At 41.4% G+C, this 23,596-nt stretch carries 26 protein-coding genes; 10 read left to right on the top strand and 16 right to left on the bottom strand.

The features are described from left to right. Positions 1–26 precede the first annotated feature (26 nt). The 4 genes from folE2 (at position 27) to A7968_RS09840 (ending at position 3,383) form a co-directional block, all read left to right on the top strand. Positions 27–947, top strand: coding sequence for a GTP cyclohydrolase FolE2 (gene folE2 / locus A7968_RS09855; protein ID WP_064666412.1), 921 nt, complete (start codon positions 27–29; stop codon positions 945–947). Between the two features lie 81 nt (positions 948–1,028). Then, positions 1,029–1,622, top strand: a complete 594-nt coding sequence (locus A7968_RS09850; protein ID WP_064666411.1) for a DUF2726 domain-containing protein — start codon at positions 1,029–1,031, stop codon at positions 1,620–1,622. A gap of 104 nt (positions 1,623–1,726) precedes the next feature. Then, a complete protein-coding gene (gene mtnN / locus A7968_RS09845) occupies positions 1,727–2,434 on the top strand; it encodes a 5'-methylthioadenosine/S-adenosylhomocysteine nucleosidase (protein ID WP_064666410.1) in 708 nt (235 codons plus the stop codon). 1 nt (position 2,435) lies between these two features. After that, positions 2,436–3,383: a cobalamin biosynthesis protein CobD/CbiB gene (locus A7968_RS09840; RefSeq protein WP_064666409.1), complete on the top strand. Its 948-nt coding sequence runs from the start codon at positions 2,436–2,438 to the stop codon at positions 3,381–3,383. Positions 3,384–3,459: 76 nt separating this feature from the next. Here the strand turns inward: A7968_RS09840 and tyrS are convergent, their stop codons facing one another. Beyond that, positions 3,460–4,659: a tyrosine--tRNA ligase gene (tyrS, locus tag A7968_RS09835; RefSeq protein WP_064666408.1), complete on the bottom strand. Its 1,200-nt coding sequence runs from the start codon at positions 4,657–4,659 to the stop codon at positions 3,460–3,462. Between the two features lie 150 nt (positions 4,660–4,809). Between tyrS and A7968_RS09830 the strand changes: the two genes are divergently transcribed. Then, positions 4,810–6,123 (top strand): peptidoglycan DD-metalloendopeptidase family protein, encoded by a 1,314-nt coding sequence (locus A7968_RS09830; RefSeq protein ID WP_064666407.1) that lies wholly within the window; start codon positions 4,810–4,812, stop codon positions 6,121–6,123. A 338-nt stretch (positions 6,124–6,461) separates the two neighbouring features. Here the strand turns inward: A7968_RS09830 and A7968_RS23335 are convergent, their stop codons facing one another. The 4 genes from A7968_RS23335 to A7968_RS09815 form a co-directional block, all read right to left on the bottom strand. Further along, positions 6,462–6,638 carry a hypothetical protein gene (locus tag A7968_RS23335; RefSeq protein ID WP_167542971.1) on the bottom strand — a complete coding sequence of 59 codons (177 nt, stop codon included), beginning with the start codon at positions 6,636–6,638 and terminating at the stop codon, positions 6,462–6,464. Between the two features lie 142 nt (positions 6,639–6,780). Continuing rightward, a complete protein-coding gene (locus A7968_RS09825) occupies positions 6,781–7,911 on the bottom strand; it encodes a sodium ion-translocating decarboxylase subunit beta (RefSeq protein WP_064666406.1) in 1,131 nt (376 codons plus the stop codon). Between the two features lie 11 nt (positions 7,912–7,922). Next, positions 7,923–9,707, bottom strand: a complete 1,785-nt coding sequence (gene oadA, locus A7968_RS09820) for a sodium-extruding oxaloacetate decarboxylase subunit alpha (RefSeq protein WP_064666405.1) — start codon at positions 9,705–9,707, stop codon at positions 7,923–7,925. Between the two features lie 10 nt (positions 9,708–9,717). Then, positions 9,718–9,963, bottom strand: a complete 246-nt coding sequence (locus tag A7968_RS09815) for an OadG family protein (RefSeq protein WP_064666404.1) — start codon at positions 9,961–9,963, stop codon at positions 9,718–9,720. 522 nt (positions 9,964–10,485) lie between these two features. On the opposite strand from A7968_RS09815, the gene A7968_RS09810 reads away from it, so the two are divergent. Next, complete coding sequence (locus A7968_RS09810; RefSeq protein WP_016709848.1) at positions 10,486–10,659, top strand: DUF1328 family protein; 174 nt, start codon at positions 10,486–10,488, stop codon at positions 10,657–10,659. Positions 10,660–10,716: 57 nt separating this feature from the next. Continuing rightward, positions 10,717–10,908, top strand: coding sequence for a hypothetical protein (locus A7968_RS09805; protein WP_064666403.1), 192 nt, complete (start codon positions 10,717–10,719; stop codon positions 10,906–10,908). Positions 10,909–10,970: 62 nt separating this feature from the next. Here A7968_RS09805 and pdxJ read toward each other — a convergent pair whose 3' ends face one another. The 10 genes from pdxJ to rpoE form a co-directional block, all read right to left on the bottom strand. Continuing rightward, positions 10,971–11,702: a pyridoxine 5'-phosphate synthase gene (gene pdxJ, locus A7968_RS09800; protein ID WP_064666402.1), complete on the bottom strand. Its 732-nt coding sequence runs from the start codon at positions 11,700–11,702 to the stop codon at positions 10,971–10,973. A 58-nt stretch (positions 11,703–11,760) separates the two neighbouring features. Continuing rightward, positions 11,761–12,450 carry a DNA repair protein RecO gene (recO, locus tag A7968_RS09795; protein WP_064666401.1) on the bottom strand — a complete coding sequence of 230 codons (690 nt, stop codon included), beginning with the start codon at positions 12,448–12,450 and terminating at the stop codon, positions 11,761–11,763. 17 nt (positions 12,451–12,467) lie between these two features. Next, positions 12,468–13,400 carry a GTPase Era gene (gene era, locus A7968_RS09790; protein WP_064666400.1) on the bottom strand — a complete coding sequence of 311 codons (933 nt, stop codon included), beginning with the start codon at positions 13,398–13,400 and terminating at the stop codon, positions 12,468–12,470. Further along, positions 13,390–14,067: a ribonuclease III gene (gene rnc / locus A7968_RS09785; protein ID WP_064666399.1), complete on the bottom strand. Its 678-nt coding sequence runs from the start codon at positions 14,065–14,067 to the stop codon at positions 13,390–13,392. Before rnc ends, era begins: the two co-directional genes overlap by 11 nt. Before the next feature lie 2 nt (positions 14,068–14,069). Continuing rightward, the gene (gene lepB / locus A7968_RS09780) at positions 14,070–15,005 is read right to left on the bottom strand and encodes a signal peptidase I (protein WP_064666398.1); all 936 of its coding nucleotides are present in this window, start codon (positions 15,003–15,005) and stop codon (positions 14,070–14,072) included. A gap of 39 nt (positions 15,006–15,044) precedes the next feature. Continuing rightward, entirely contained in the window at positions 15,045–16,832 is a 1,788-nt protein-coding gene (lepA, locus tag A7968_RS09775; protein WP_064666397.1) for a translation elongation factor 4, read from the bottom strand. 69 nt (positions 16,833–16,901) lie between these two features. Then, entirely contained in the window at positions 16,902–17,351 is a 450-nt protein-coding gene (locus tag A7968_RS09770; RefSeq protein WP_064666396.1) for a SoxR reducing system RseC family protein, read from the bottom strand. Positions 17,352–17,363: 12 nt separating this feature from the next. After that, positions 17,364–18,320 (bottom strand): MucB/RseB C-terminal domain-containing protein, encoded by a 957-nt coding sequence (locus A7968_RS09765; RefSeq protein ID WP_064666395.1) that lies wholly within the window; start codon positions 18,318–18,320, stop codon positions 17,364–17,366. A 4-nt stretch (positions 18,321–18,324) separates the two neighbouring features. Next, the gene (locus tag A7968_RS09760) at positions 18,325–18,936 is read right to left on the bottom strand and encodes a sigma-E factor negative regulatory protein (protein ID WP_064666394.1); all 612 of its coding nucleotides are present in this window, start codon (positions 18,934–18,936) and stop codon (positions 18,325–18,327) included. Position 18,937: 1 nt separating this feature from the next. Then, positions 18,938–19,519 (bottom strand): RNA polymerase sigma factor RpoE, encoded by a 582-nt coding sequence (rpoE, locus tag A7968_RS09755; protein ID WP_064666393.1) that lies wholly within the window; start codon positions 19,517–19,519, stop codon positions 18,938–18,940. Positions 19,520–19,778: 259 nt separating this feature from the next. On the opposite strand from rpoE, the gene nadB reads away from it, so the two are divergent. Beyond that, positions 19,779–21,404 (top strand): L-aspartate oxidase, encoded by a 1,626-nt coding sequence (gene nadB / locus A7968_RS09750; protein WP_064666392.1) that lies wholly within the window; start codon positions 19,779–19,781, stop codon positions 21,402–21,404. Positions 21,405–21,775: 371 nt separating this feature from the next. On the opposite strand, the gene A7968_RS09740 is transcribed toward nadB, so the two are convergent. Continuing rightward, entirely contained in the window at positions 21,776–22,027 is a 252-nt protein-coding gene (locus A7968_RS09740; RefSeq protein ID WP_054205400.1) for an FAD assembly factor SdhE, read from the bottom strand. A 130-nt stretch (positions 22,028–22,157) separates the two neighbouring features. Between A7968_RS09740 and ygfZ the strand changes: the two genes are divergently transcribed. Beyond that, complete coding sequence (gene ygfZ / locus A7968_RS09735) at positions 22,158–23,069, top strand: tRNA-modifying protein YgfZ (RefSeq protein ID WP_064666391.1); 912 nt, start codon at positions 22,158–22,160, stop codon at positions 23,067–23,069. 12 nt (positions 23,070–23,081) lie between these two features. After that, the gene (locus A7968_RS09730) at positions 23,082–23,567 is read left to right on the top strand and encodes an FKBP-type peptidyl-prolyl cis-trans isomerase (RefSeq protein WP_064666390.1); all 486 of its coding nucleotides are present in this window, start codon (positions 23,082–23,084) and stop codon (positions 23,565–23,567) included. Positions 23,568–23,596: the final 29 nt, after the last annotated feature.

The following is a 23,596-nucleotide window of genomic DNA, read 5'->3' as shown; positions in this document are numbered from 1 at the left end:
TACAATTGCCAATTACGAGATTTTTCATGCAAAGCAACATGCCCGATATAGCAGATACAGCTCCCGCCTTACAAACAGGTAAATTAGACTGGGTTGGTATGGCTGATATTGAACTGCCTTTTATATTCGAATCTCGTGATCTTGCACCTATTCATGTCAATGCTAAAGCCCGTGCTTTTGTGAACTTACATAAAGAAGACGCCAAGGGCATTCATATGTCACGGTTATTTTTAGCGCTCGATACCTTATCAACCGAGCAGCAAGTTAACCCGCAAACGATTGCCCAAGCGCTAGACACTTTTATTTCCAGTCATGAAGGATTATCTGATCAAGCTAAAATAGAGTTCAAATTTGAGTTACCACTGCGTAGGAAGTCACTTTTAAGCGGCAAAGCAGGATGGAAAAGCTATCCGTTAACGATAGAGGCAAAAATTGACCGCGGTGTACTGAGTTTTGAATTAAGCCTTGATGTGACTTATTCATCGACTTGCCCTTGCTCAGCGGCTTTAGCCCGTCAGCTTATTCAACAAGCCTTTGTTGAAAAGTTTAATGAGCAAGCACTTAATCATGAACAAGTACTCAACTGGCTTGGCAGCACTGATGGTATTGTTGCGACTCCTCACTCACAACGCTCTATCGCTAATGTAAAAGTTAAGCTCGAGAGTAATATCAACGAATTTGATATTTTAAGTTTGATCGACACATTGGAAAACGAGCTTAAAACCCCAGTTCAAGCTGCGGTTAAGCGCGAAGATGAGCAAGAATTTGCGCGTTTAAATGGCCAAAACTTAATGTTCTGCGAAGACGCGGCGCGTAAAATCAAAGCCATCTTAGAAAAAGCTCAATACGCTGATTACTGGTTGCAAATAAACCATTATGAATCACTGCATGCCCATGATGCCGTGGCGATTGCCGTTAAAGGAATTGACGACGGATACCAGCCTTAAATAAAGTGTAACTCCACAAAAACTGGGCACGTAAATTGCTATCTAATTTAAAGTGTCAATTTGTTGTTGTGGAGTTACCGTATGGAATTCGCTTTATTATCAATTTTAGTATTAGTAGTTGGGGCATCTGTTGTTGCGTCAAAGTTTACCGACGATGGCGGAAATCCTTACCCATTCACGCGTAAAAGCAGTGTTTTTACGCAAGTTGAAAGTTCTTTCCTTAATCTTTTAGAGCGTGCTGTAGGCGACCAGTATAAAATTGTTAGCCGCGTGAAATTAATCGATGTCATTGATTGTAAAAAAGGTTTATCTCCTAAAGCGAAACGCGCAGCAATCGCAAAAGCCAAAAACAAACAGCTTGATTATGTATTAATCGACAAAGAAAAAATGACCATTGTGGCAGCCGTTGATTTAGTTAATAACGCCAACAAAGATGGCCATAAAGCACAACGTGATTGGTTTGTTAATGGCGCATTAGAAGCTGCTGGCATCCCGCATATCCGTATGAAAGTGAAGTCAGGTTATCGTCCATCAGAAGTACGTGATGCGATTATGTTTAAACTTGGTAAACCTGCGGCGGCAAGTATTCGCCCTACCCGCAACCGAGTTACAAAACCGGCAGTACTGTCACCTTCTCAAGCTAAAGCACATTCCACAGCCTTAGCTGAAATATAAGTTTTCTTAAACGATAAAATGCGAGCTTTATAGGCTCGCATTTTTTGTTTTTTATCGCTAACTTCACGTATAATCTAAACATCTAATTCGAGGAATTTAAAATTATGAATGTTGGTATTATTGGCGCTATGGAGCCAGAAGTTAAAATTTTGCGTGAAGCAATGCAAAATCCACAAATTCTAACTAAAGCTGGTTTCACTTTTTATACGGGTGAATTGGCTGGTAACACAGTGACTTTAGTGCAGTCAGGTATCGGTAAAGTAGCATCGAGTATTGCTACCACTTTACTAATTGATAACTTTCAGCCTGATTGCGTGATCAACACAGGCTCTGCAGGTGGTTTTGATCCATCACTAAACGTTGGTGACGTCGTTATTTCATCAGAAGTACGTCATCACGATGTTGATGTAACTGCATTTGGTTATGAGATTGGCCAGGTTCCACAAATGCCTGCAGGTTTTGTTGCGCACCCTAAATTAATTGACGCCGCAGAACAAAGTATTGCCCAAATCGGCGATGTTAAAACCTTAGTCGGTTTAATTTGTACCGGTGATTCATTTATGTGTGACCCAGTGCGTATTGATAAAGCCCGTGCTGACTTTCCCACTATGTTAGCGGTAGAAATGGAAGGCGCGGCGATTGCACAAGCTTGCTTTACTTTAGAGACACCGTTTGTAGTGATCCGCTCAATGTCTGATATTGCAGGTAAAGAATCACCACAGTCGTTTGAAGAATACCTAGAAACCGCCTCAGTTAATTCATCAAAAATGGTGGTCGCATTACTAGAAAAGCTGACAACGGTAACATTATAAGGTGTTACCCAATTTAGTTCAGCAACATGTGGACTTTATTGTATTTATATTAGCGCTCTTTGCTGAGCGCTTTTTGCCTTTGGTAAGCTGGTATCACCCAAATACATTTTTAACTGCGGTATTTAGCGCACTTGGCAAACGCGTTTTTCGCAAGAGTGAACCTGCCAGTTACCACTATTTATCCTCTTCGCTGTGTTTCAGCTTAGTCATTTTAGTGATCATGACCTTAGTGATTTTACTGCTTGAATTTGCCTATTACCCAGAACTGTTAGCCGGATTAATCCTCTATTTAAGCCTTGAATGGCGAAGTGTAGAAAGCAAAGCACAGCGCATTGCACGACTCGTTAAACAAAATCAAAAGTCTACAGCCCGAGAGTTATTAAAACCGCTACTTGCTCGCCAAGTTGATAACTTATCCAGCCCTGGGATTTGCAAAGCTGTTATGGAAACGCTGATCCTCAGAGTTGCCCGTCATTACTTTAGCGTTATTTTCTTTTATCTACTCTTTGGCCCAATGGTCGCCCTAGCTTATCGCTTACTGACTTTGATCCACCAAGCATGGCGCAGAGATAGGTTGCCTAATAGCCCATTTTTAAAATCACTTCGTTGGGTGTTATTTTTTATTGAGTGGCTGCCCACCCGACTGTTAGCACTGACTATTGCAGCGAGTAAAGCAAGTAAGTTAAGCATCCATTACATCAAGCATTATGGTCGACATTTTTATCAAACCAACAGCGGTTGGTTACTCAGTTGCTGCTCAGCTTCTATTGGCGTGCAACTAGGTGGCCCTGCCATGTATCAAGGCATACGTTTTGATAAAATGCGTATTGGCACTGAGCGTTTGCCGCAGGCTGATGATATACCGGTGTTGCTAAATCGCCTCAATCAAGCCCGTGGCTTTTGGTTATTAGTGATCTTGGGGGTTGAGCTGGTTAAAATAATTGTCTGAATCACAGATAAAAAAAAACCAGCCGAAGCTGGTTTTTATTACTTAACTACCTAACTGAATTTTCATTCTTTACCTATTAAGCACAGGTAATATTTGCAAACTTACGCTTACCGACTTGATAAATAGCCGTCGTGCCCTTTGCAATTTCAAGCTTAGTATCAGTGACCTTTTCTTCGCCATTGATTTTAACTGCGCCTTGTTTGATCATTCGCATCGCTTCTGAAGTACTTGCCACTAACCCTGCTTCTTTAAGCAAGTTAGTAATAAATACGGTATCTTCATCAATCGTTACTGTCATATCTGGAATATCATCAGGTAAGGCATTTTTTTGAAAACGTTTAATAAAATCTTCATGCGCACCCGCCGCCGCTTCATCGCTGTGAAAACGAGCAATCATTTCTTTTGCTAAATCGATTTTAATATCACGCGGGTTAGTACCTTGTGCTACTTTATCTTTCAGCGCAGCAATTTCGTCAATTGATAAGCTACTTAGCAAATCATAATAACGCCACATTAATTCATCACTAATCGACATGATTTTGCCAAACATATCGTTCGGTGCATCAGTAATACCAATGTAGTTACCTAATGACTTAGACATTTTTTGCACACCGTCTGTACCTTCTAATAAAGGCATCATTAATACGGTTTGTGGTTTTTGTCCTTCGTCTTTTTGCAGCTCACGACCCATTAATAGGTTAAAACGTTGATCAGTACCACCGAGCTCAACGTCTGCCTCAAGCGCCACTGAGTCCCAACCTTGCACTAACGGATACAAAAATTCATGAATCGCAATTGATTGTCCGCCAGCATAACGCTTTTTAAAATCATCACGTTCTAGCATACGAGCAACAGTTTGTCGTGCTGCTAGCTTGATCATCCCTGCAGCACCTAAATTTTCCATCCACGTAGAATTAAAGGCAACGGTAGTTTTAGCCGGATCAAGAATTTTAAATACTTGTTCTTTATATGTTTCAGCGTTAGCTAATACATCATCACGAGTTAGTGGTTTACGGGTTACATTTTTGCCCGTTGGGTCACCTATCATGCCTGTGAAATCACCAATTAAGAAAATCACTTCATGACCTAAGTCTTGGAAGGTTTTCATTTTATTAATTAACACTGTATGGCCTAAGTGTAAATCCGGCGCAGTTGGATCAAAACCAGCCTTGATCTTTAGCTTTTTACCAGACTTTAGTTTCTCAACTAACTCGTCTTCAATTAGTATTTCTTCGGCACCGCGTTTTATCTCTGCTAGAGCGGTTTGTAAATCCACTGTGTATTACTCCAAAAAATTCAGTCAATCTGGTGATTCTAGCGTAAATCAGCGCCAGTTTAAATCTACAAAACACTGGTATTAACGCTTTATTAGGTATATCCTGCAATATTAGTGATTAATTATCTTGACAGCAGGAAAAGGCACGTTATGGTCCGCGTTGTGCACAAACTCCCGAAAAAACACAAATTGCTTATTCTAGGCTTGGTTTCTGCTATTGCTGCTTTAACACTCATCCCTTCAGAAAAAGCAACGGCCTCTAAAGACAATAGTGCCGATGCACTAGAAATTGGCAAACGCTACGAATTGCAAATTAAAGTTGATGACGTTGAGAAATTAACTGAATTGAATTCGCAAGAAGATGCAGCAAAATTACCAGAATACGATCTCGTCGATTTTGAAGTAAAGAATGGTGACAATTTAGCACTTATCTTCAAGCGCGCAGGTTTTGACGCGCAAACCGTTCATAAACTACTTAACACCAATGCAGAAACCCGTAAACTAACTAAAATTCACCCTGGTGAAGTACTTAGTTTCGCTACCGCTGAAGATGGCTCTTTGGCGCAATTACGTTATGTGATCTCAAAAACAGATACCTTATTTGTAACCTTAAATGACGAAGGTAACTACGATACATCAATCGATAGCAAAGAAATCGAAACCCTCACCAAATCAACCGGTGGTGAAATCACCAATAGCTTTTGGACCTCAGGTATTGCCGCAGGCTTAAGCGAACGCCAAATAATGAACTTTGCTGATATTTTTGGTTGGGATGTGGATTTTGCTAATGATATTCGTAAAGGCGATCAGTTTGGCTTAATTTACGAGTCACACTATGTTGATGGTGAATTTATTGGCACAGGTAAAATTATTGCTGCAGAGTTTATAAATCAGGGCCAGCGTTATGCGGCAATACGCCACAGCGACGATACCTTTTATACCCCTGAAGGCCGTAGTATGAAAAAAGCATTCTTGCGTGCTCCGGTTAACTTTAAATATATTAGCTCAAGCTTTAACCCACGTCGCTTGCACCCAGTAACTAAAACTGTAAAACCACATAACGGTATTGATTATGCTGCACGCACAGGTACGCCTGTTGTTGCATCGGGTAATGGTAAAGTAATTAAATCAGGTTACAGTAAGTATAACGGTAACTACGTATTTATTAGCCATGGCACTCAGTACGTAACTAAGTACCTACACTTAAATAAACGTGCGGTTAAAACTGGTCAAAAAGTTAAACAAGGCCAAAAGATTGGTACTGTAGGCGCTACAGGCCGAGTAACTGGTGCTCACTTACACTATGAGTTTTTGGTTAACGGCGTTCACCGTAACCCGAAAACCGTTAAGCTACCCAAATCTGAGCCGTTACCACGCGATGAGCTTGCTAAGTTTAAACCAATCGCAGATAACTTCTTAGCCCAGCTAGAGCGTAATCGAGAACTACAGCTAGCGCTTAAATAAAGCGGTCAGCGGTCAGCGGTCAGCGGTCAGCGGTCAGCGGTCAGCGGTCAGCGGTCAGCGGTCAGCGGTCAGCGGTCAGAAAATATAAAACCGTTGCTATGCAAATAGCAACGGTTTTTTTGTGGATCTGTAAGCCATTTATACAAATAAACCAAAGGAGTAAGAACTTTATATCGATGTAGACTGAGAGGGTACTTTTTCGTTGGGTTTCGCGGTGTTCAACCACAACCTACGCAGCCCATTTTAACGCCGAGCAGCTTAAAACTTACAGCTTACCGCTTCTAGCTGCCCTGAACCTTAAAACTGACGGCTGACGGCTGACGGCTGACGGCTATACTCTAACGCACCAACACATAAATCAATTGCACAACCAATGAAATCATCACCAGCGGCCAGATGTATTTGGCGTATTTTGTTGCGCCGTCTAAGCCCATTTTTGACTGGTACTTTTCAAGTAATGGCACCAGAATTATAAGTGCGACAAACAATGAAATTAAAATCACGAAGATATTCATACCATTCCTTATTTGTTGAATATCTAGCGAGTATACCTAAAAAGCGGGCAAAAAAAAGCGCAGTAAATACTGCGCCAATCGGTTGGAAGTAAAAAGTTACCTCGCCATACCCAAGCTCGTTGATTATGGTTTTATGCTTTGCTTACCCTACTAGTGCTAACAAAATACCCGCAGCAACAGCGCTACCAAGTACACCTGCAACGTTTGGTCCCATTGCATGCATTAGCAAGAAGTTATGCGGGTTACTTTCAAGACCCACTTTGTTAACTACTCGTGCAGCCATTGGTACAGCTGATACACCTGCAGCACCTACTAACGGGTTGATAGGGGATTTAGAGAACTTGTTCATACCTTTTGCCATAAATACGCCTGAAGCCGTACCGATTGCAAAAGCCAAAGCCCCGAGTACCAAAATACCAAGCGTCTCTACCGTTAAGAACTTATCAGCAGCCAGCTTTGAGCCAACAGCAAGTCCTAAAAAGATAGTGGTGATATTAATGATCTCGTTTTGCGCACTGTTACTTAAGCGATCAACCACTCCCGATTCACGCATTAAGTTGCCTAAGCAAAACATGCCTACTAACGGTGTCGCTGCGGGTAAAAATAGCATCGTTAATGTAAGTACCATTAGCGGGAAAATGATTTTTTCCTTTTTAGATACTGTACGTAACTGTGGCATTTGAATTTTACGTTCTTCTGGTGTGGTTAACGCACGCATGATCGGTGGTTGAATAATTGGCACCAACGCCATGTATGAGTATGCAGCTACGGCGATGGCACCCAATAAATCAGGGGCTAGTTTAGATGCTAAGAATATTGCTGTTGGGCCATCTGCCCCACCTATAATCGCAATTGCTGACGCGTCTTGCAGGGTAAATTCAAAACCAGGTACATAGTTGAGTAAAATTGCGCCAAACAAGGTTGCAAAAATACCAAATTGCGCCGCCGCACCCAATAATAACATCCGAGGGTTTGCTATTAAGGCGCTAAAATCTGTGAGTGCACCAACGCCCATAAATATCAGCAGCGGAAACACTCCAGTATCGATACCGATATGATAAACGTAATACAGCAAACCACCAGGGTCTGATAAGCCCGCTACGGGGATATTAGTTAAGATTGCACCAAAGCCAATCGGTAATAATAATAATGGCTCAAAGCTACGCGCAATTGCGAGATATAACAATAAACAGCCCACTGCGATCATAATGAGCGCAGGAAATGTAAAATTAGCAATACCCGTTGCTTGCCAGAGGTTTAATAATGCATCCATCCTCTGCTCTCCTAAGCTATTGCAATCATAGCGTCACCCGTTGCCACTGAATCACCTTCAGCAACCAGGATTTCAGCGATGGAACCTGTGTGAGTGGCGCGGATTTCAGTTTCCATTTTCATCGCTTCCATGATGATCACAACATCGCCTTCATTGACAGTTTGCCCTGCTTTGACCTTAATTTTAAAGATGTTACCTGCAAGTGGGGCGTTGAGGGTTTCACCCGATGCAACCGACGCAGATTGCGGAATAAGTTCGCTATCTTTAAGTGTTACTTCTTTAAGCTCTCCCCCTTGTGCTACAACAACGTCATAAACTTTACCGTCAACTTTTACGCTGTATTGCTCTGCTTTAACAGTTTTGTTGTTACTTGGCTTATTGCTAACAGGCTGCTCTTTCTTAGCTGACTCGGTACTTGGTGCAGCTTCGAAAGCATCCGGATTATTACGGTTTTTAATGAACTTCAAACCTATTTGTGGGAATAGCGCATAGGTTAAAACATCATCAATTTGTTCGTCAGCAAGCTCTAGACCTTGCTCTTGCGCTTCTTTTAACAACTCAGCTTGTAACGATTCAAGTTCTGGTTTTAATAGATCGGCAGGACGACAAGTGATCACCTCTGCGCCGTCAAGTACTCGTTCTTGCAATTCTTTGTTCATTGGCGCTGGTGTTAGGCCATATTCGCCTTTTAGTACGCCAGCTGTTTCTTTAGTTATTGTTTTATAGCGTTCTCCAGTTAATACATTAAGTACAGCCTGAGTGCCGACAATTTGTGATGTTGGTGTAACTAAAGGTAGAAAGCCTAGGTCTTCACGAACACGTGGGATCTCAAGCAGTACTTCATTCAACTTATCCGCAGCGCCTTGCTCTTTTAGCTGGTTTTCCATATTTGTTAGCATGCCACCAGGCACTTGCGCTAATAAAATACGGCCATCAACACCTTTTAGGCTGCCTTCAAAAGCGGCATATTTTTTACGAACATCACGAAAATATGCAGCAATTTCTTCAAGCTGATTTAAATCAAGTTCGGTATCACGCTCTGTACCTTCAACAATCGAGACAATTGTTTCCGTGGCACTGTGCCCATACGTCATACTCATTGATGAAATTGCGGTATCAAGCATATCAATGCCCGCGTCAATTGCTTTTTGATATGTCGCGGTGCTTAAACCTGTAGTTGCATGGCACTGCATCGCAATTGGAATAGAGACAGTTTCTTTTAATGCCTTGATCAATTCTTCTGCATCATAGGGTTTTAATAAACCGGCCATGTCCTTGATACAAATGGAGTGGCAACCTAGTTGTTCAAGTTGTTTAGCAAGCGTTAACCACATATCAAGTGTATGCACTGGGCTTACTGTATATGAAATTGTTCCTTGCGCGTGTGCGCCCACTTTAATTGCCGCTTTAATGGCAGTTTCAAGATTGCGAACATCATTCATCGCATCAAAAATACGAAATACATCAACACCGTTTTTATGGGCACGCTCAACAAATTTTTCCACCACGTCATCAGCATAATGACGATAGCCTAGTAAGTTTTGACCACGCAGTAGCATTTGTTGTTTAGTATTTGGCATGGCTTTTTTAAGAGCGCGAATACGCTCCCAAGGATCTTCACCTAAATAACGAATACATGAATCAAACGTCGCTCCACCCCATGACTCAATTGACCAGTAGCCTGCCTCATCTAGTTTTTCGGCAATTGGTAGCATGTCATCTAAACGCATACGCGTTGCTAATAATGATTGATGCGCGTCTCTAAGTACTAATTCGGTTAATTTTAATTTAGCCACAAGTCACCCCTTATAGTTTTTGTTTATTTTTGTACTGAGCGATAGCTGCACTGATCGCCGCAATGTGCGCACTTGGCACACCTGGTGCTTTGATTGACGGTGTGCGCGCAGGCGCTATAACCGGCTGTTCAAAACGGCTCGCTAATTTAGACATGATGGTAATTGCTGATATCAACAACGAAAGAAAAACGAAAACGCCTACCATACCGGTGATCATTAAGTTTGCTGCTGTAGCGAGTAACTGACCTATATCCATGCTGCTCCCCTTGATTCTCTTTACCCAACCTCATTGCTAGGTAAAAAACCACTTTATTTAAATAATTATGCACCAATCATAACAAAGAAACAGACCAAGTCCAACACCTTGTAAATTGGTAAAACCAATTAATATAAATCTAACATACCCTCAGCAAAGTTAACACACTACATTTTGCTATAATTTTACGAGATATAGACGATAAAAATAGTGAATATAGCTATAGATTATAAGTACAGGTTTACTAAACTAGGTAATAGCTACTTATTATAAGCAGCTATCCATCATTTTGCTGGCCTTCGAACGACAAAGGTTAAAATGGTCTTACCAAGAATTTAATTGCTCAATGTTGATTTTTATAGTGGCAGGAATAACTTACATGTAAAGCAGTAAAAAATTCCCACACCTAAAAAAGAGAAACACTCACGAAAAACCTAACACACTGATATTAATGAAATTAATGTTCTGGCACGCAACTGGCATTACTTACTTCGAACAATTTGAAAAACCAAGGAGACGACAATGTTACGCTGGACAATTACATTTTTAGTTATTGCACTTATTGCTGCAGTGTTAGGTTTTGGTGGCATCGCAGGTGCCGCAGCAGGAATTGCTAAGATTATCTTTTTTATCTTTATAGTATTGTTAGTTATTTCACTTATTTCAGGCGCATTGCGTGGCAACGTCCCTAAGTGATCCTAATTAAGGTCTAACAAAATTAATAAAACATTACATTTTACAAGGAATTACATTATGAAATCGACTACAGTAAAAACAGCCGTTATCGCCCTTTTCGCTAGTTTTTTTATCATGGGTTGTGAAGACAATCACGCAGAAGAAGCAGGCGAACGCATTGATGAAGCAGTGACTGATGTGCAAAACAAAGTAGAAGACGCCTGTGAAGAAGTTAAAGAAGGCGTGAACGCTGAAGAAACTAACTGTTAATATTTATATTTCCAGTAATAAAAAACGACTCGATTGAGTCGTTTTTCTATTACTACTACGGCCTATGCTCTGGCTTCAAGCATTAAGCGCTTCATGTCACGTACGGCTTTATCTAAACCATCAATCGCAGCGCGCGCTATAATTGCGTGGCCAATATTAAGTTCATAAATCTCTTCCATCGCCGCAATCGGTTTAACATTATGATAATGCAGACCGTGCCCTGCGTTTACTATTAAACCTAAGCTGGCTGCATACTTTACACCTTGACGGATATGCTCAAGTTGTTTTTCAAGTTCGGCATCGGTTTCTGCGTCAGCATACGCGCCAGTGTGTATTTCAACATAAGGGGCATTACAGGCTTTTGCCGCATCGAGTTGTGCTTTGTCTGCATCGATAAATAACGACACTTTAATCCCGGCGTCAGTTAATTTTGCTGTCGCGGCTTTGATCTTATCTAGATTACCTACCACATCTAAACCGCCTTCGGTGGTCAACTCTTCACGTTTTTCTGGTACTAAACAAACGTAAGCAGGCTTTACATCTAATGCAATATCAATCATTTCATCAGTAACAGCTATTTCAAGGTTCATCCGTGTTTGGATTGTTTTAGCCATCACATACACATCACGATCTTGAATATGACGACGATCTTCGCGTAAATGAATGGTGATGCCATCAGCACCAGCATGCTCGGCAACGCTTGCTGCATGTGCTGGATCTGGGTAGCTGGTGCCACGAGCTTGGCGAAGCGTGGCAATATGATCAACATTTATACCCAAAAGAATATCTTTCATTTTTTTACCTATAAAATAACGGTTTGAAACCGCACTAAAGTTAGGGGGAATATCCAAACTATTTGGATATAAAAAGCTCGCGACTTTTTAATGCTTTTTTGCCTAGTAAAGGCTTCATTAAATGACGACTTAATTGTTTTGCCATATATAACACATCCGGCGCGCTAAAGTCATGGGCTGCAATTGCATTTAACTGGGCACCAGAAAAACCACTACCGATTTGCTCCTGAGCAACAAAACCATATTCAGCAAAATAGCTGTAGGTTTGCTGTTGGACAATTGGATCGCCTGCGGCATCAAAACTAAAATCAACGCCGTAACCTAATAGTTCCAATAATTGAAATTCATATGAGCGTAATACAGCTTGTAAATTAGGGTGCTGGTTAAGTTGTTGCAGATGAGTTTTATACAATTGATAAGCATGATCAATCGGCTCATTGATTGGCACGATACGATTGGTTAGCTCATTGAGATAAAAGCCACAATAAAGCTGATCTCCCACTAAAGGCGATTGTGTACCATGCAGTTCAAAACGCTGAATGTATTTAAGATCATGCTTACCGGTGTAATTAACCAGTAGCGTTTGGAAAGGTTGTAACTGGGCTTTATGCTTAGTTGCTTGACGGCCACTAATGCGGGCTAACATACGTAACTGGCCAACGCCCTCTACTAGCATATCAAGCATTACTTGTGAGTCACTAAAAGGACGTCGGTGTAATAAATATGCTGTGTAGAAGTCGCTATCCATAAATATTGCTTAAGCTATTAATCTTCACCATAGCCTAAGCTGCGTAGTGCTCGCTCGTCGTCAGCCCAACCAGATTTAACCTTCACCCAAAGCTCTAAGAATACTTTGTTATCAAGCATTTCTTCGAGATCTTTACGGGCTTCTCGGCCTATCACTTTAAGCTTTTCGCCTTTGTTACCAATCACCATGCGTTTTTGCGTTTCGCGCTCAACTAAAATCAGGCCATTGATATGCCAAATCCCATTGTCTTGCCATTTGAACTGCTCAATTTCAACAGTTACAGAATATGGTAGCTCTTCACCCATAAAGCGCATTAGCTTTTCACGAATAACTTCAGCCGCCATAAAGCGCATTGAACGGTCAGTAACATAGTCTTCAGGGAAGTAAAACTCACACGGTGGTAAGCGTTTTGTCACTTCATCTTTGATAAGATCGATATTTTTACCTTGTGTAGCCGAGACTGGCATAATACCCACAAAGTCAAACTTCTCGCCTAACCACTTCATATGTGGCAATACTAAATCACGGTCTTTTACTTGATCAATTTTATTGATCACTAATAAAACGGGCTTACCATTTTGCTTTACTTTATTGAGCACCATTTCATCATCGGCATTCCAGTGAGTGCCTTCAACGACAAAAATAACCAGCTCAACATCACCCAATGAACTAGACGCTGCACGGTTCATTAAACGGTTAATGGCGCGCTTTTCTTCAACATGCAAACCAGGAGTATCAACATATACTGCTTGATGTTTGCCGACCGTATGAATACCCATAATACGGTGCCGCGTTGTTTGTGGCTTACGTGAAGTAATACTAACTTTCTGCTCAATAATTTCATTAAGCAGAGTAGATTTACCAACATTTGGGCGGCCAACAATAGCGATCATGCCGCAAAAGGTATCAACATCACCGTTGTGAGGTTGGATCAATGTATCAAGATTCATTTTTAAGTATCTTTAATGCTTTTTCAGCAGCTTTTTGTTCAGCTTTACGACGAGAGCTGCCCACTGAGATAATGCTATCCATACCTTCAACAATACATTCTACCGTGAACGTTTGATTGTGCGCCTGACCTTTGGTATCTACTACAGTATAACCTGGCAAAGGTAATTTGCGGGCTTGTAGATACTCTTGCAATAGTGTTTTAGGATCTTTTTGATTCAGCCCAGGTGAAATGGCGTCTAAACGCGTTTCATACCAAGCTAAAATTAACTCTCCACACACATCGATACCTGCATCTAAAAATACGGCACCTATGATTGCTTCAACTGCATCAGCTAAAGTTGACTCACGTCTGAAACCACCACTTTTAAGCTCACCTGGCCCTAAGCGCAAGTAATCACCTAAACCAAATTCCAAGCCAAACTCAGCTAAGGTCTGCCCACGCACAAGTGTAGAGCGCATCCGGCTCAAATCACCTTCACGCGCTTTAGGGAATTTGCTGTATAAAGCATTCGCTATCACGAAACTTAAAATTGAATCACCTAAAAACTCTAAGCGCTCATTGTGTTGGCCTTTATGACTGCGATGCGTCATCGCCTGCTCAAGCAATACTTGATCAGTAAAGGTATACCCTATTTTGCTATATAACTCTGTTACATTCTTTTTCATTGTTACTGAATATTACCTAGGCGTTCAAAACGAACACCAGTTGGAACCCAGCCTGGTAAAATGTCATCTGGGCCATTCTCAAATTCAAAACTCATCCATATAAAGACAGCTTTACCCACCAAGTTTTCTTTTGGCACAAAGCCCCATACGCGACTATCTTGGCTGTTATCGCGGTTGTCACCCATCATAAAATAATGATCAGCCGGTACTACCCATTCATCAGAACGTGTACCCGGTTGTTGATAGTAACGCCCTTTCATTTCCAGCGCTTCTGGGTTTATTAAAATATCATGCTTTAGCGTAGTTAAATTTTCATTTAAACGCACTAAATCCATAGAGCCTTGTTTAAATTCATCACGATTGATGATCTCCATATCAATTTTATTAAATTCATTACATAGTAAATCACCTTGTTGTGCTTCTCCTTCTGCACAATTTGGTTGGATATATAAACGCTTGTCACGGTAAACAATTTTATCACCAGGTAAACCGATAGCACGCTTAATGTAATCTACTCGCTCGTCTAAAGGGTATTTAAATACCACAATATCGCCACGCTCAGGCTCTGCAACATCGATTAATTGTGAGCGCCAAACGGGGTCTTTGACACCGTACGAATATTTTTGTACTAAGATAAAGTCACCTACTAATAAAGTCGGCATCATTGAACCTGACGGGATCTGAAACGGTTCAAATAAAAACGATCTAAAAATAGTAATCGCCGCTATCATCGGAAAAATAGATTTAGCCGTTTCCGTGATAGCCGGCTCAGGTGCGATCAATGCAGCAGTTTCTTCATCTAGCTCACCGCCTGCAGAACTCTGCGCCAGTGCTAAGCGTTGCTGCCTTTTTGGCGCAAACATAAAATGGTCAATTAACCAAATTAAGCCTGAGCCAAGCGTTAGCAACACTAAAAATATTGAAAAATAACCTGCCATGCATTACATCCTTTATCTTACGTAATTGGATTACGAAATTTATTTACCAACTTTAAGAATTGCTAAAAATGCTTCTTGAGGCACTTCAACGTTTCCGAGTTGTTTCATTCGTTTTTTACCATCTTTTTGCTTTTGAAGAAGCTTTTTCTTACGACTCACATCACCACCGTAACACTTAGCGATTACGTTTTTACGTAGCTGTTTTACTGTCGTACGGGCAATAACATGCTGGCCAATTGCAGCTTGAATCGCAATATCGAACATTTGACGAGGAATTAATTCCTTCAATGCATCGGCTAATTGACGACCACGTGATTGCGCACTGTCTCTGTGAACAATAATCGCAAGTGCATCAACACGTTCACCATTAATTAAAATGTCTACGCGAACCATGTCAGATGTTTGGAAGTGCTTAAAGTTATAATCAAGTGATGCAAAACCACGACTAGTTGATTTTAACTTATCAAAGAAATCCATTACCACTTCAGCCATCGGTAGTTCGTAAGTCACTGCGACTTGCTTACCGTGGTAACTCATTTTGGTTTGCATGCCACGTTTTTCAATGCACAAAGTAATAACACTGCCCAAATACTCTTGTGGCACAAGAATATTAGCTTCTACAACAGGCTCACGAATTTCTAGAATATCGTTTACTGGCGGTAAATCAGACGGGTTATCAATTTGTGTCGTGCCCGCTTTAGTCACTACTTCGTAAATTACCGTTGGTGCGGTGGTAATTAAGTCGATATCGTATTCACGCTCTAAACGTTCTTGAATGATTTCCATGTGTAGCATGCCTAAGAAACCACAACGGAAACCAAAACCTAGCGCTGTTGAATTCTCTGGCTCAAAGAATAACGACGCATCGTTTAGGCTTAATTTATTCAGTGCATCACGGAATGATTCATACTCATCCGAGGCGATTGGGAACATACCCGCATAAACCTGTGGCTTAATTTTTTGAAAGCCTGGTAAGCGCTCTGGTGCTGAGTTTTTCTGATGGGTGATAGTGTCTCCTACTGGAGCACCATGGATTTCTTTAATACCAGCAATCACAAACCCTACTTCACCGGTTCTTAAGATACCAGTGTTGGTTTGTTTTGGCGTGAAAATACCCACCTGATCAGCAGTGTGAATATGCTCGTTCGACATAATTTTTATTTTATCGCCAGAGCGAAGTTCACCGTGCTTAATGCGCACAAGTGATACAACGCCTTGATACGGGTCAAACCACGAATCAATTATCAATGCTTGTAGAGGCTGGTCTTTCTCACCTACCGGTGGTGGCACGTCCTTAACAATCATTTCCAGCACTTCTGCAATACCGACACCAGTTTTAGCACTACATTGCACTGCATCTAAGGCATCAATACCAATAATGTCTTCGATTTCTTCGGCTACACGAAGTGGATCTGCTTGCGGTAAATCGATTTTATTCAGTACCGGGATAACTTCTAAATCCATTTCAATTGCGGTGTAGCAGTTTGCTAATGTCTGCGCTTCAACACCTTGGCCTGCATCAACTACTAATAAAGCACCTTCACAAGCTGCTAATGAACGCGAAACTTCATAGGTAAAGTCAACGTGTCCTGGTGTGTCGATAAAGTTTAGTTGGTAGGTTTCACCATCGTTAGCTTTATAATTTAGGGTTACACTTTGCGCTTTAATGGTGATACCACGCTCACGCTCAATATCCATTGAATCCAATACTTGCTTTTGCATTTCGCGGTCGGTTAAACCACCACAAACTTGGATCAAACGATCTGAAAGGGTCGATTTACCGTGGTCAATATGGGCGATGATCGAAAAATTACGGATATGCTTCATAAACTGGATTCTAAACTTCTATTTTAATGGACTAAGTGTATAAAGCCGCAATTTTACATTTAATTGGCTTCAATCACCATCTATTTGAGTTAAAGGAAGGCTAATTGGGTGAATTTTTATTACTTTTACATCATGCCGAAGGCTTTTTACTCGGCTCTTAGCAATCGCGAAGCCAGCAAAACCACCGCCTATAGCGACAATGATTTGCAACCACTCGGGCGCAGAAAAAACCTCCGCAGCCGTTAACGCAAAGGCTAAACTTAACACCAGAGGCAACATATACACAGCAAAAGCATGCTTAACCATATGACTGTCATCAAGCGACAAGGTCACTTTTTGCCCTATAACCACAGGAACTTCAAATCGATAGGGGAAAGTTTTTTTAGCCGTGCCGAATAGCTTGCTAAAAACTTGTGAACCACAACGACCATTACAACCTGCACAAGCTTGTTTTTGTTGGGCTTCTAAATGCGCAGTGGCGCCTTCAATTGACACCACTGTAAGAGTTTGTTCTATCATTATTAGCTTATATTACAAAGGTCTTGCAACCGATTCAGCAATCGCTTTCGCTGTCGTTGCAGGGATATTCCCGACTACCGACACATCAAAACTACCACTATTATGCACATACACTGTCGTCGCACCTGATGACAAAGCACCACTAGGTCTACGACCTGGCAATGGACGTTGTACAAAAATAGAGACTTCTACAAAGCCGTCTGAATAAAGGTAATAATCAGTAAGCTCATTGTTCAAATCTAGTTTATGTCGGTCTGATTTTAACAGGCTAAAACCACTCGGTAACCAGCCGATTTGCCAATTATTGCTACTTGTATTTGCTTCACTTTGAGAAGTCGCCGCTGCCGGTAATGGCGTTGGAAATTCACGATTAAGCATTTCAAGTAACAATGCGGCAGGCTCTTCAGTAACACTAATATGAGTAAGTTGTAACTGCTCTAGCATCTCACCGGCTTGATTAACATATGCGGATTTAAGTAATAGTGATGATTCCGCATCTAGCCATAGCCAGTAATTAAATTTATATTCGTCTTTTGATTCGATACGAACAAGTTGTGCAGCTCGCCCTGCGATACGACCTTTGCCACCTAAGACAAAATCATAATGCTGGCTTAACCTTTCAATATCTTTAAACAATACTTCTGGGATTGGGCCTGCAATAGAATCAGTATCAATTGAATAAGGCTCAGACTGAGGTTCAAAATAGGTGACTTGGCTATCGATACGTACCATTTCAAGACCTGCACCATTGAGTAAACTCAAATGTTCAAGTTCGGTATTACCTTGTTTGGCATGCAACCAACGGTATGGTTCCATTGATTTTCCTTTGACGACCACAAAGGATGCGTCAAAGTTACGGTTATGTACGGCGTCAGCCATTTTAAGTAATAGCTGTTTTGCAGGGTTTTCGTCGTTAGCAAAGGCAGGAGCCATTAATACCAACGACAAAATAAAAGTAATTACTTTCATTTAATTAGTTTTTTTCCTCTTCGGCTTGCGCCTCAGTGTGAGCTTTTTCTAATGAATATGCAACACGTGCTTGACGTTGATGCTCTAAAACTAATGCGCCAATACGCTGTTGCTGTAATTCACGCAAACCTTGCTCTGCATTTTGTAAAGCAGGTTCTGATGAGTAACTAACCGGTGAAGCCATGCCTGTTACAGGTGTTGTTTGTAACATTGGAATTTCATTATTCGGCGAATTTTCACCTTGTGGCAAGGTCTGAATACCAACGATGGCAAACATTGCTACACTTGCTGCAATTGCTAGTTGCGCCACTGGTTTACGCCAATTAAATGCTACGACGTTGTCGGTTCCAGTTGCCGCGATGGCTGCAGTCTGTGACTCTTTTTGCGTAAAATCAGCGTAAACAGGCTCACTTTCGAGTGCTTTTGCTACGCTATCACTAATATCAAAGACGAAGGCATCTTCAGACTCAGCACGCATTACATCACCGATTAGCGCATAACGTCCTAAGGTTGCTGCATCTTGCTGCGCAATAACCTCGTCAGTTAATGATTGTTCGCCGTCAAGTAATGCGGATAGATGCTGATTATCCAACTTGTTAACGTGTGCTTTTGTCATATTAAGACTCGCCTATTAATGGGTTTAATTTGTTATCAATTGCTTCACGGGCACGGAAAATACGCGAACGCACCGTCCCGACTGGGCAATCCATCACCACGGCTATTTCTTCATAGCTCATCCCTTCGATTTCTCGCAGGGTGATCGCAGTTTTAAGATCTTCAGGCAAACTATCAATGGTGTTAAAAATCACTGCGCGAACTTCTTCGCTTAATAACAGGTTCTCAGGTGATGCATTTGAACGCATTGCATCCGCGCCATCATAAAACTCGGCGTCGTCAGCATCTATATCATTTGCTGGCGGTTTGCGGCCCTGAGCCACTAAGTAATTTTTAGCACAATTAACGGCGATACGGTATAACCAAGTATAAAAGGCACTGTCCCCTCTAAAGTTTGGAAGTGCGCGGTACGCTTTAATAAAAGCTTCTTGTGCAACATCAGCAATATCGCCTTGATTTGAAACATAACGTGAGATCAAACCGGCTATTTTATTCTGATACTTCTTTACTAAAAGATTAAAGGCATTTTTATCGCCTTGCTGGACCCTTTTTACTAGCGCTAAATCCAAATCCTGCTCGCTCATTCGAGCCGGTACTCCTCTGTCTGATTATTGCTTGTCATTCATATCCTGCCATTGTTTACAAATACTCTGACTGCTGTATGAATGAAAAGTTCTGTTTAATATTATTTTTTTATAGAATAGACCATAAATAAGCGCGTGAACGACGAAAATCACTAATAGTGTCGCGCCAAATATGATACATATACGCCTAACATAATATTATTTGCTCATTACTATTTATAAACGAGTAGTGGGCATTGTAACCGCAAAGACCACGGACATGAACCAAAATAAACACCACATCGCGGATGTCGCTATAATTGGTAGCGGCGCTGCCGGCCTCTCATTAGCACTTTCTTTAGCTAATCACTGCAACGTTACCGTGATAAGTAAAGGTGAATTAACGGAAGGTTCCACATTGTATGCACAAGGTGGTATTGCTGCCGTTTTCGATAAAAAGAATGACAGCATTGAATCACATGTGCAAGATACCTTAGATGCAGGCGGTGGTTTATGTGATCGCGATGCCGTTCATTATACCGCAAGTAATGCCCCAGATTGCCTACAATGGCTAATCGAGCAAGGCGTGCCTTTTGATATGGAGTTTGATAGTAAAGGTAAAGAGCGCTTTCATTTGACCCGTGAAGGTGGTCATAGTCATCGCCGTATTTTGCATGCAGCTGATGCTACCGGCCGTGCGGTACAAACAACCTTGATCAGCCAAGTGCAAGCGCATGCCAATATCACCTTACTTGAGCAATATAATGCCATTGATTTAATTGGTGATAAAAAATTAGCGCAAACAGGTAAACATATTCATGGTATCTACATGTGGAACCGCTGTGCTAAACGGGTTGAAACTATTTCGGCCAAATTTTTTGCATTAGCGACCGGTGGTGCCAGTAAAGTTTATTTATATACTTCTAACCCAGATGTATCCAGTGGTGATGGCATTGCTATGGCTTGGCGTGCGGGCTGTCGGGTAGCGAATATGGAATTTAATCAATTTCATCCAACCAGCTTATATCACCCTGAATTACAGAACTTCTTAATTACGGAAGCAATGCGTGGCGAAGGTGCGTATTTAAAGCGCCCAGATGGCACACGCTTTATGAAAGACTTTGATGAGCGTGAAGAACTCGCCCCACGAGATATTGTTGCACGCGCAATCGATTTTGAAATGAAGCGCTTAGGTGCAAATTGTGTGTATTTAGACATAAGCCACAAAGATAAAGACTTTATAATTGAGCACTTTCCTACCATTTATGCAAAATGCTTAAGTGTCGGCCTTGATATAACAAAAGATCCCATTCCAGTGGTTCCTGCTGCACACTATACCTGTGGCGGAGTAATGACTGACTTTAATGGTAAAACCGATTTAGATAACTTATATGCGATTGGTGAAGTTGCCTACACAGGCCTACATGGCGCAAACCGTATGGCCAGTAATTCCTTGCTTGAATGCATCGTATTTGCACATGCAGCGGCAAAAGATATTTTAGCTAAAATACAACACAGCCCAGCATTAAAAGAGTTACCAGTATGGGATGAAAGCCGCGTTACTAACTCAGATGAGGAAGTGGTGATCACCCATAACTGGCACGAGCTACGGCTGTTTATGTGGGATTATGTTGGTATTGTCCGTTCAACTAAACGGTTAGAGCGCGCACTACACCGAGTGGAATTACTGCAGCAAGAAATTCGCGACTATTATGCTAATTTCCGGGTTAGCAATAATTTACTTGAGCTACGCAATTTAGTGCAAGTCGCTGAACTTATCATTCGCAGTGCGATGGAGCGTAAAGAAAGCCGAGGTTTACATTACACCATTGACTACCCGCAGCTAAATGATAACCCAACGCCCACTATTTTGACTCCTTTTGCTCACGACGAGCAGCCAAAGTAGCACGCTTCAATCTAATAAAGCTTTGCTCATCAACCCCGCTGGCGTTAATTATCAGCCAGTGGGAGTTTGTAAACCCCTCAATATAAAGCCAAACACTGCGCTGATAAACGCGGCTTCGATTGCTAATATGACCATTTATTTTTAACGTATTGTTTTCAAACCGACATTGCGGGGGCGCTAATATAAATACGCCTTGCTGAGGGTGGGATTTTTTATACCATCGCCAACTTATAAAACCGCAAATTGCACAACTAAACAAACAAATAATTTGCGCATAAAAGGTCGTTAAAAAAAGGCTGTAACACACCGCAAACAAGCTAAAGTAGACCACAAAAGGCTTGTGGTCTGCAATATTATTGTCAATGGTAAACCTATACACGAACTCGATCTAAAATAAGCTGCACCATTTGCTTAAGCTCTGGATCTTTACACTCTTGGTGACCCATAAACCATGCAAATAGATCGGGATCATCAGCTTCTAACAAACGTTGCAGTACCGCTTGCTGCTGTACAGATAACGAATCAAATGCCTCATCTACAAATGGCATAAATAACACATCTAGTTCTAACATGCCGCGACGACAAGCCCAGCGAATACGCGCTTTATTGTGAATTTCAGTCATTTTCTACCTCGAACTTAGTTGCTTTGCAGTTTAACAAATTGCACCTGAATAAACAGCTATTTATGCACCTATACCAGCAGCGCTAACTACGGTATTATATGCGCCTACATTTCTTGTCACGCAGGTTTTTATGTCAACAGTACACGCATGCCCTTTATCACATCAGCTGATCCGCATAAGCGGTGTTGATAAACTCGCCTACCTTCATGGCCAAATTACCCAAGATATTAATAAGCTCAGTCAAACAAATTTTTTGTGGGCGGGACACTGTAATGCCAAAGGTAAACTATGGAGCGTTGCCAAGCTATTTGCTTATCAAGATAGTTACTATTTAGTCGCATCAGCCGTTGAAGTGGCACAGTCTCTCACTGAATTAAAAAAATATGCGGTGTTTTCAAAAGTTGAAATTGACACTGATAGCAGCAAGTTAATCGGCCTAATTGGTGATGATTTAACATCAACATTATCTGCATTAAATATTCAATTTAATGAGCAAGATAACGCATGTAATTTTAATGGTGGCAAAGCGCTTAGGTTAGCAGATAACCGCATTTTATTAATGGTGAATGCTGACTTCTCTCTGCCGGATGATGTTATTGTCCTTGAAAATGATGCACTGTGGCACCAACATAGTATTTTAGCCGGTGAGCCTGAGCTCAATGAAGCGGCGCTAGGTGAATATGTACCACAAATGGTTAATCTGCAAGCAATTGGCGGAATAAGCTTCCGCAAAGGCTGTTACACAGGCCAAGAAACCGTTGCTCGCATGAAGTACCTTGGTAAAAACAAACGCGCCATGTATATCGTATCAGGACACAGTGATGGAGAGCTTGCAGAGCCAGAGCTTGAAACCCAAATGGGTGAAAACTGGCGTCGCGCTGGAAAATTAATCAGCCAAGCCTACAATCAACAAAGTAAAACCTTATTTGGCCTTGTTGTGTTGCCAAACGACAGTGAACCTAGTCAGTTGCTGCGTGCAAAACATGCCCCAACGGTAGAGCTATCAATTCTTCCTCTACCCTACTCTCTCGAAGACGAATAAACAGGAGTGACAATGATCATTGCAGCAAATAAAGTGGTAAAAATGCATTATTCAGTAATGGATAATGACAAAAACTCTATCGATAACTCATTTGATGGTGAGCCACTCATCTTTATCGTTGGTACCGGTTACTTAATTCAAGGCCTAGAAGATGCTCTACAAGGCAAAGAAGCTGGCGACACATTAAGTGTAACTGTGCCACCAGAGCAAGGTTATGGCGAACGTCATGATGAGTTAATGCAAGCAGTGCCAAAATCTATGTTTGAAGGAATGGAAATTGAAGTCGGCATGCAATTTCGAGCTTCAACCGATGACGGTGACCAATCAGTTATGATCATTGATATTCAAGAAGATGAAGTAATTGTTGATGGTAATAACCCACTTGCAGGTATAACCTTAAACTTTGATGTAGAAATACTTGAAGTGCGTGATGCAACGCCTGACGAATTAGCGCACGGCCATGTTCATGGTGCTGGCGGTTGTGGTCACGATCATTAATTGCGACTTACATTGAAAATAAAAAAAGC

Source organism: Pseudoalteromonas prydzensis, from assembly GCF_001661495.1.
In the GTDB taxonomy this organism is placed as follows: Bacteria; Pseudomonadota; Gammaproteobacteria; order Enterobacterales; family Alteromonadaceae; genus Pseudoalteromonas; species Pseudoalteromonas prydzensis.
The sequence above is the reverse complement of the archived record's forward strand: the minus strand, read 5'-3'. Positions and strand labels throughout refer to the sequence as shown.

Coding starts and splice junctions, on each gene's coding strand:
- pdxJ (WP_064666402.1), bottom strand. CDS start 11,702: ATGAAAGATATTCTTTTGGGTATAAATGTTGATCATATTGCCACGCTT.
- A7968_RS09770 (WP_064666396.1), bottom strand. CDS start 17,351: ATGATAGAACAAACTCTTACAGTGGTGTCAATTGAAGGCGCCACTGCG.
- A7968_RS23335 (WP_167542971.1), bottom strand. CDS start 6,638: ATGAATATCTTCGTGATTTTAATTTCATTGTTTGTCGCACTTATAATT.
- A7968_RS09760 (WP_064666394.1), bottom strand. CDS start 18,936: ATGACAAAAGCACACGTTAACAAGTTGGATAATCAGCATCTATCCGCA.
- recO (WP_064666401.1), bottom strand. CDS start 12,450: ATGGATAGCGACTTCTACACAGCATATTTATTACACCGACGTCCTTTT.
- folE2 (WP_064666412.1), top strand. CDS start 27: ATGCAAAGCAACATGCCCGATATAGCAGATACAGCTCCCGCCTTACAA.
- rnc (WP_064666399.1), bottom strand. CDS start 14,067: ATGAAAAAGAATGTAACAGAGTTATATAGCAAAATAGGGTATACCTTT.
- A7968_RS09830 (WP_064666407.1), top strand. CDS start 4,810: ATGGTCCGCGTTGTGCACAAACTCCCGAAAAAACACAAATTGCTTATT.
- A7968_RS09740 (WP_054205400.1), bottom strand. CDS start 22,027: ATGACTGAAATTCACAATAAAGCGCGTATTCGCTGGGCTTGTCGTCGC.
- mtnN (WP_064666410.1), top strand. CDS start 1,727: ATGAATGTTGGTATTATTGGCGCTATGGAGCCAGAAGTTAAAATTTTG.
- A7968_RS09730 (WP_064666390.1), top strand. CDS start 23,082: ATGATCATTGCAGCAAATAAAGTGGTAAAAATGCATTATTCAGTAATG.
- A7968_RS09765 (WP_064666395.1), bottom strand. CDS start 18,320: ATGAAAGTAATTACTTTTATTTTGTCGTTGGTATTAATGGCTCCTGCC.
- rpoE (WP_064666393.1), bottom strand. CDS start 19,519: ATGAGCGAGCAGGATTTGGATTTAGCGCTAGTAAAAAGGGTCCAGCAA.
- A7968_RS09805 (WP_064666403.1), top strand. CDS start 10,717: ATGAAATCGACTACAGTAAAAACAGCCGTTATCGCCCTTTTCGCTAGT.
- A7968_RS09850 (WP_064666411.1), top strand. CDS start 1,029: ATGGAATTCGCTTTATTATCAATTTTAGTATTAGTAGTTGGGGCATCT.
- ygfZ (WP_064666391.1), top strand. CDS start 22,158: ATGTCAACAGTACACGCATGCCCTTTATCACATCAGCTGATCCGCATA.
- A7968_RS09825 (WP_064666406.1), bottom strand. CDS start 7,911: ATGGATGCATTATTAAACCTCTGGCAAGCAACGGGTATTGCTAATTTT.
- lepA (WP_064666397.1), bottom strand. CDS start 16,832: ATGAAGCATATCCGTAATTTTTCGATCATCGCCCATATTGACCACGGT.
- A7968_RS09810 (WP_016709848.1), top strand. CDS start 10,486: ATGTTACGCTGGACAATTACATTTTTAGTTATTGCACTTATTGCTGCA.
- lepB (WP_064666398.1), bottom strand. CDS start 15,005: ATGGCAGGTTATTTTTCAATATTTTTAGTGTTGCTAACGCTTGGCTCA.
- nadB (WP_064666392.1), top strand. CDS start 19,779: ATGAACCAAAATAAACACCACATCGCGGATGTCGCTATAATTGGTAGC.
- era (WP_064666400.1), bottom strand. CDS start 13,400: ATGAATCTTGATACATTGATCCAACCTCACAACGGTGATGTTGATACC.
- A7968_RS09815 (WP_064666404.1), bottom strand. CDS start 9,963: ATGGATATAGGTCAGTTACTCGCTACAGCAGCAAACTTAATGATCACC.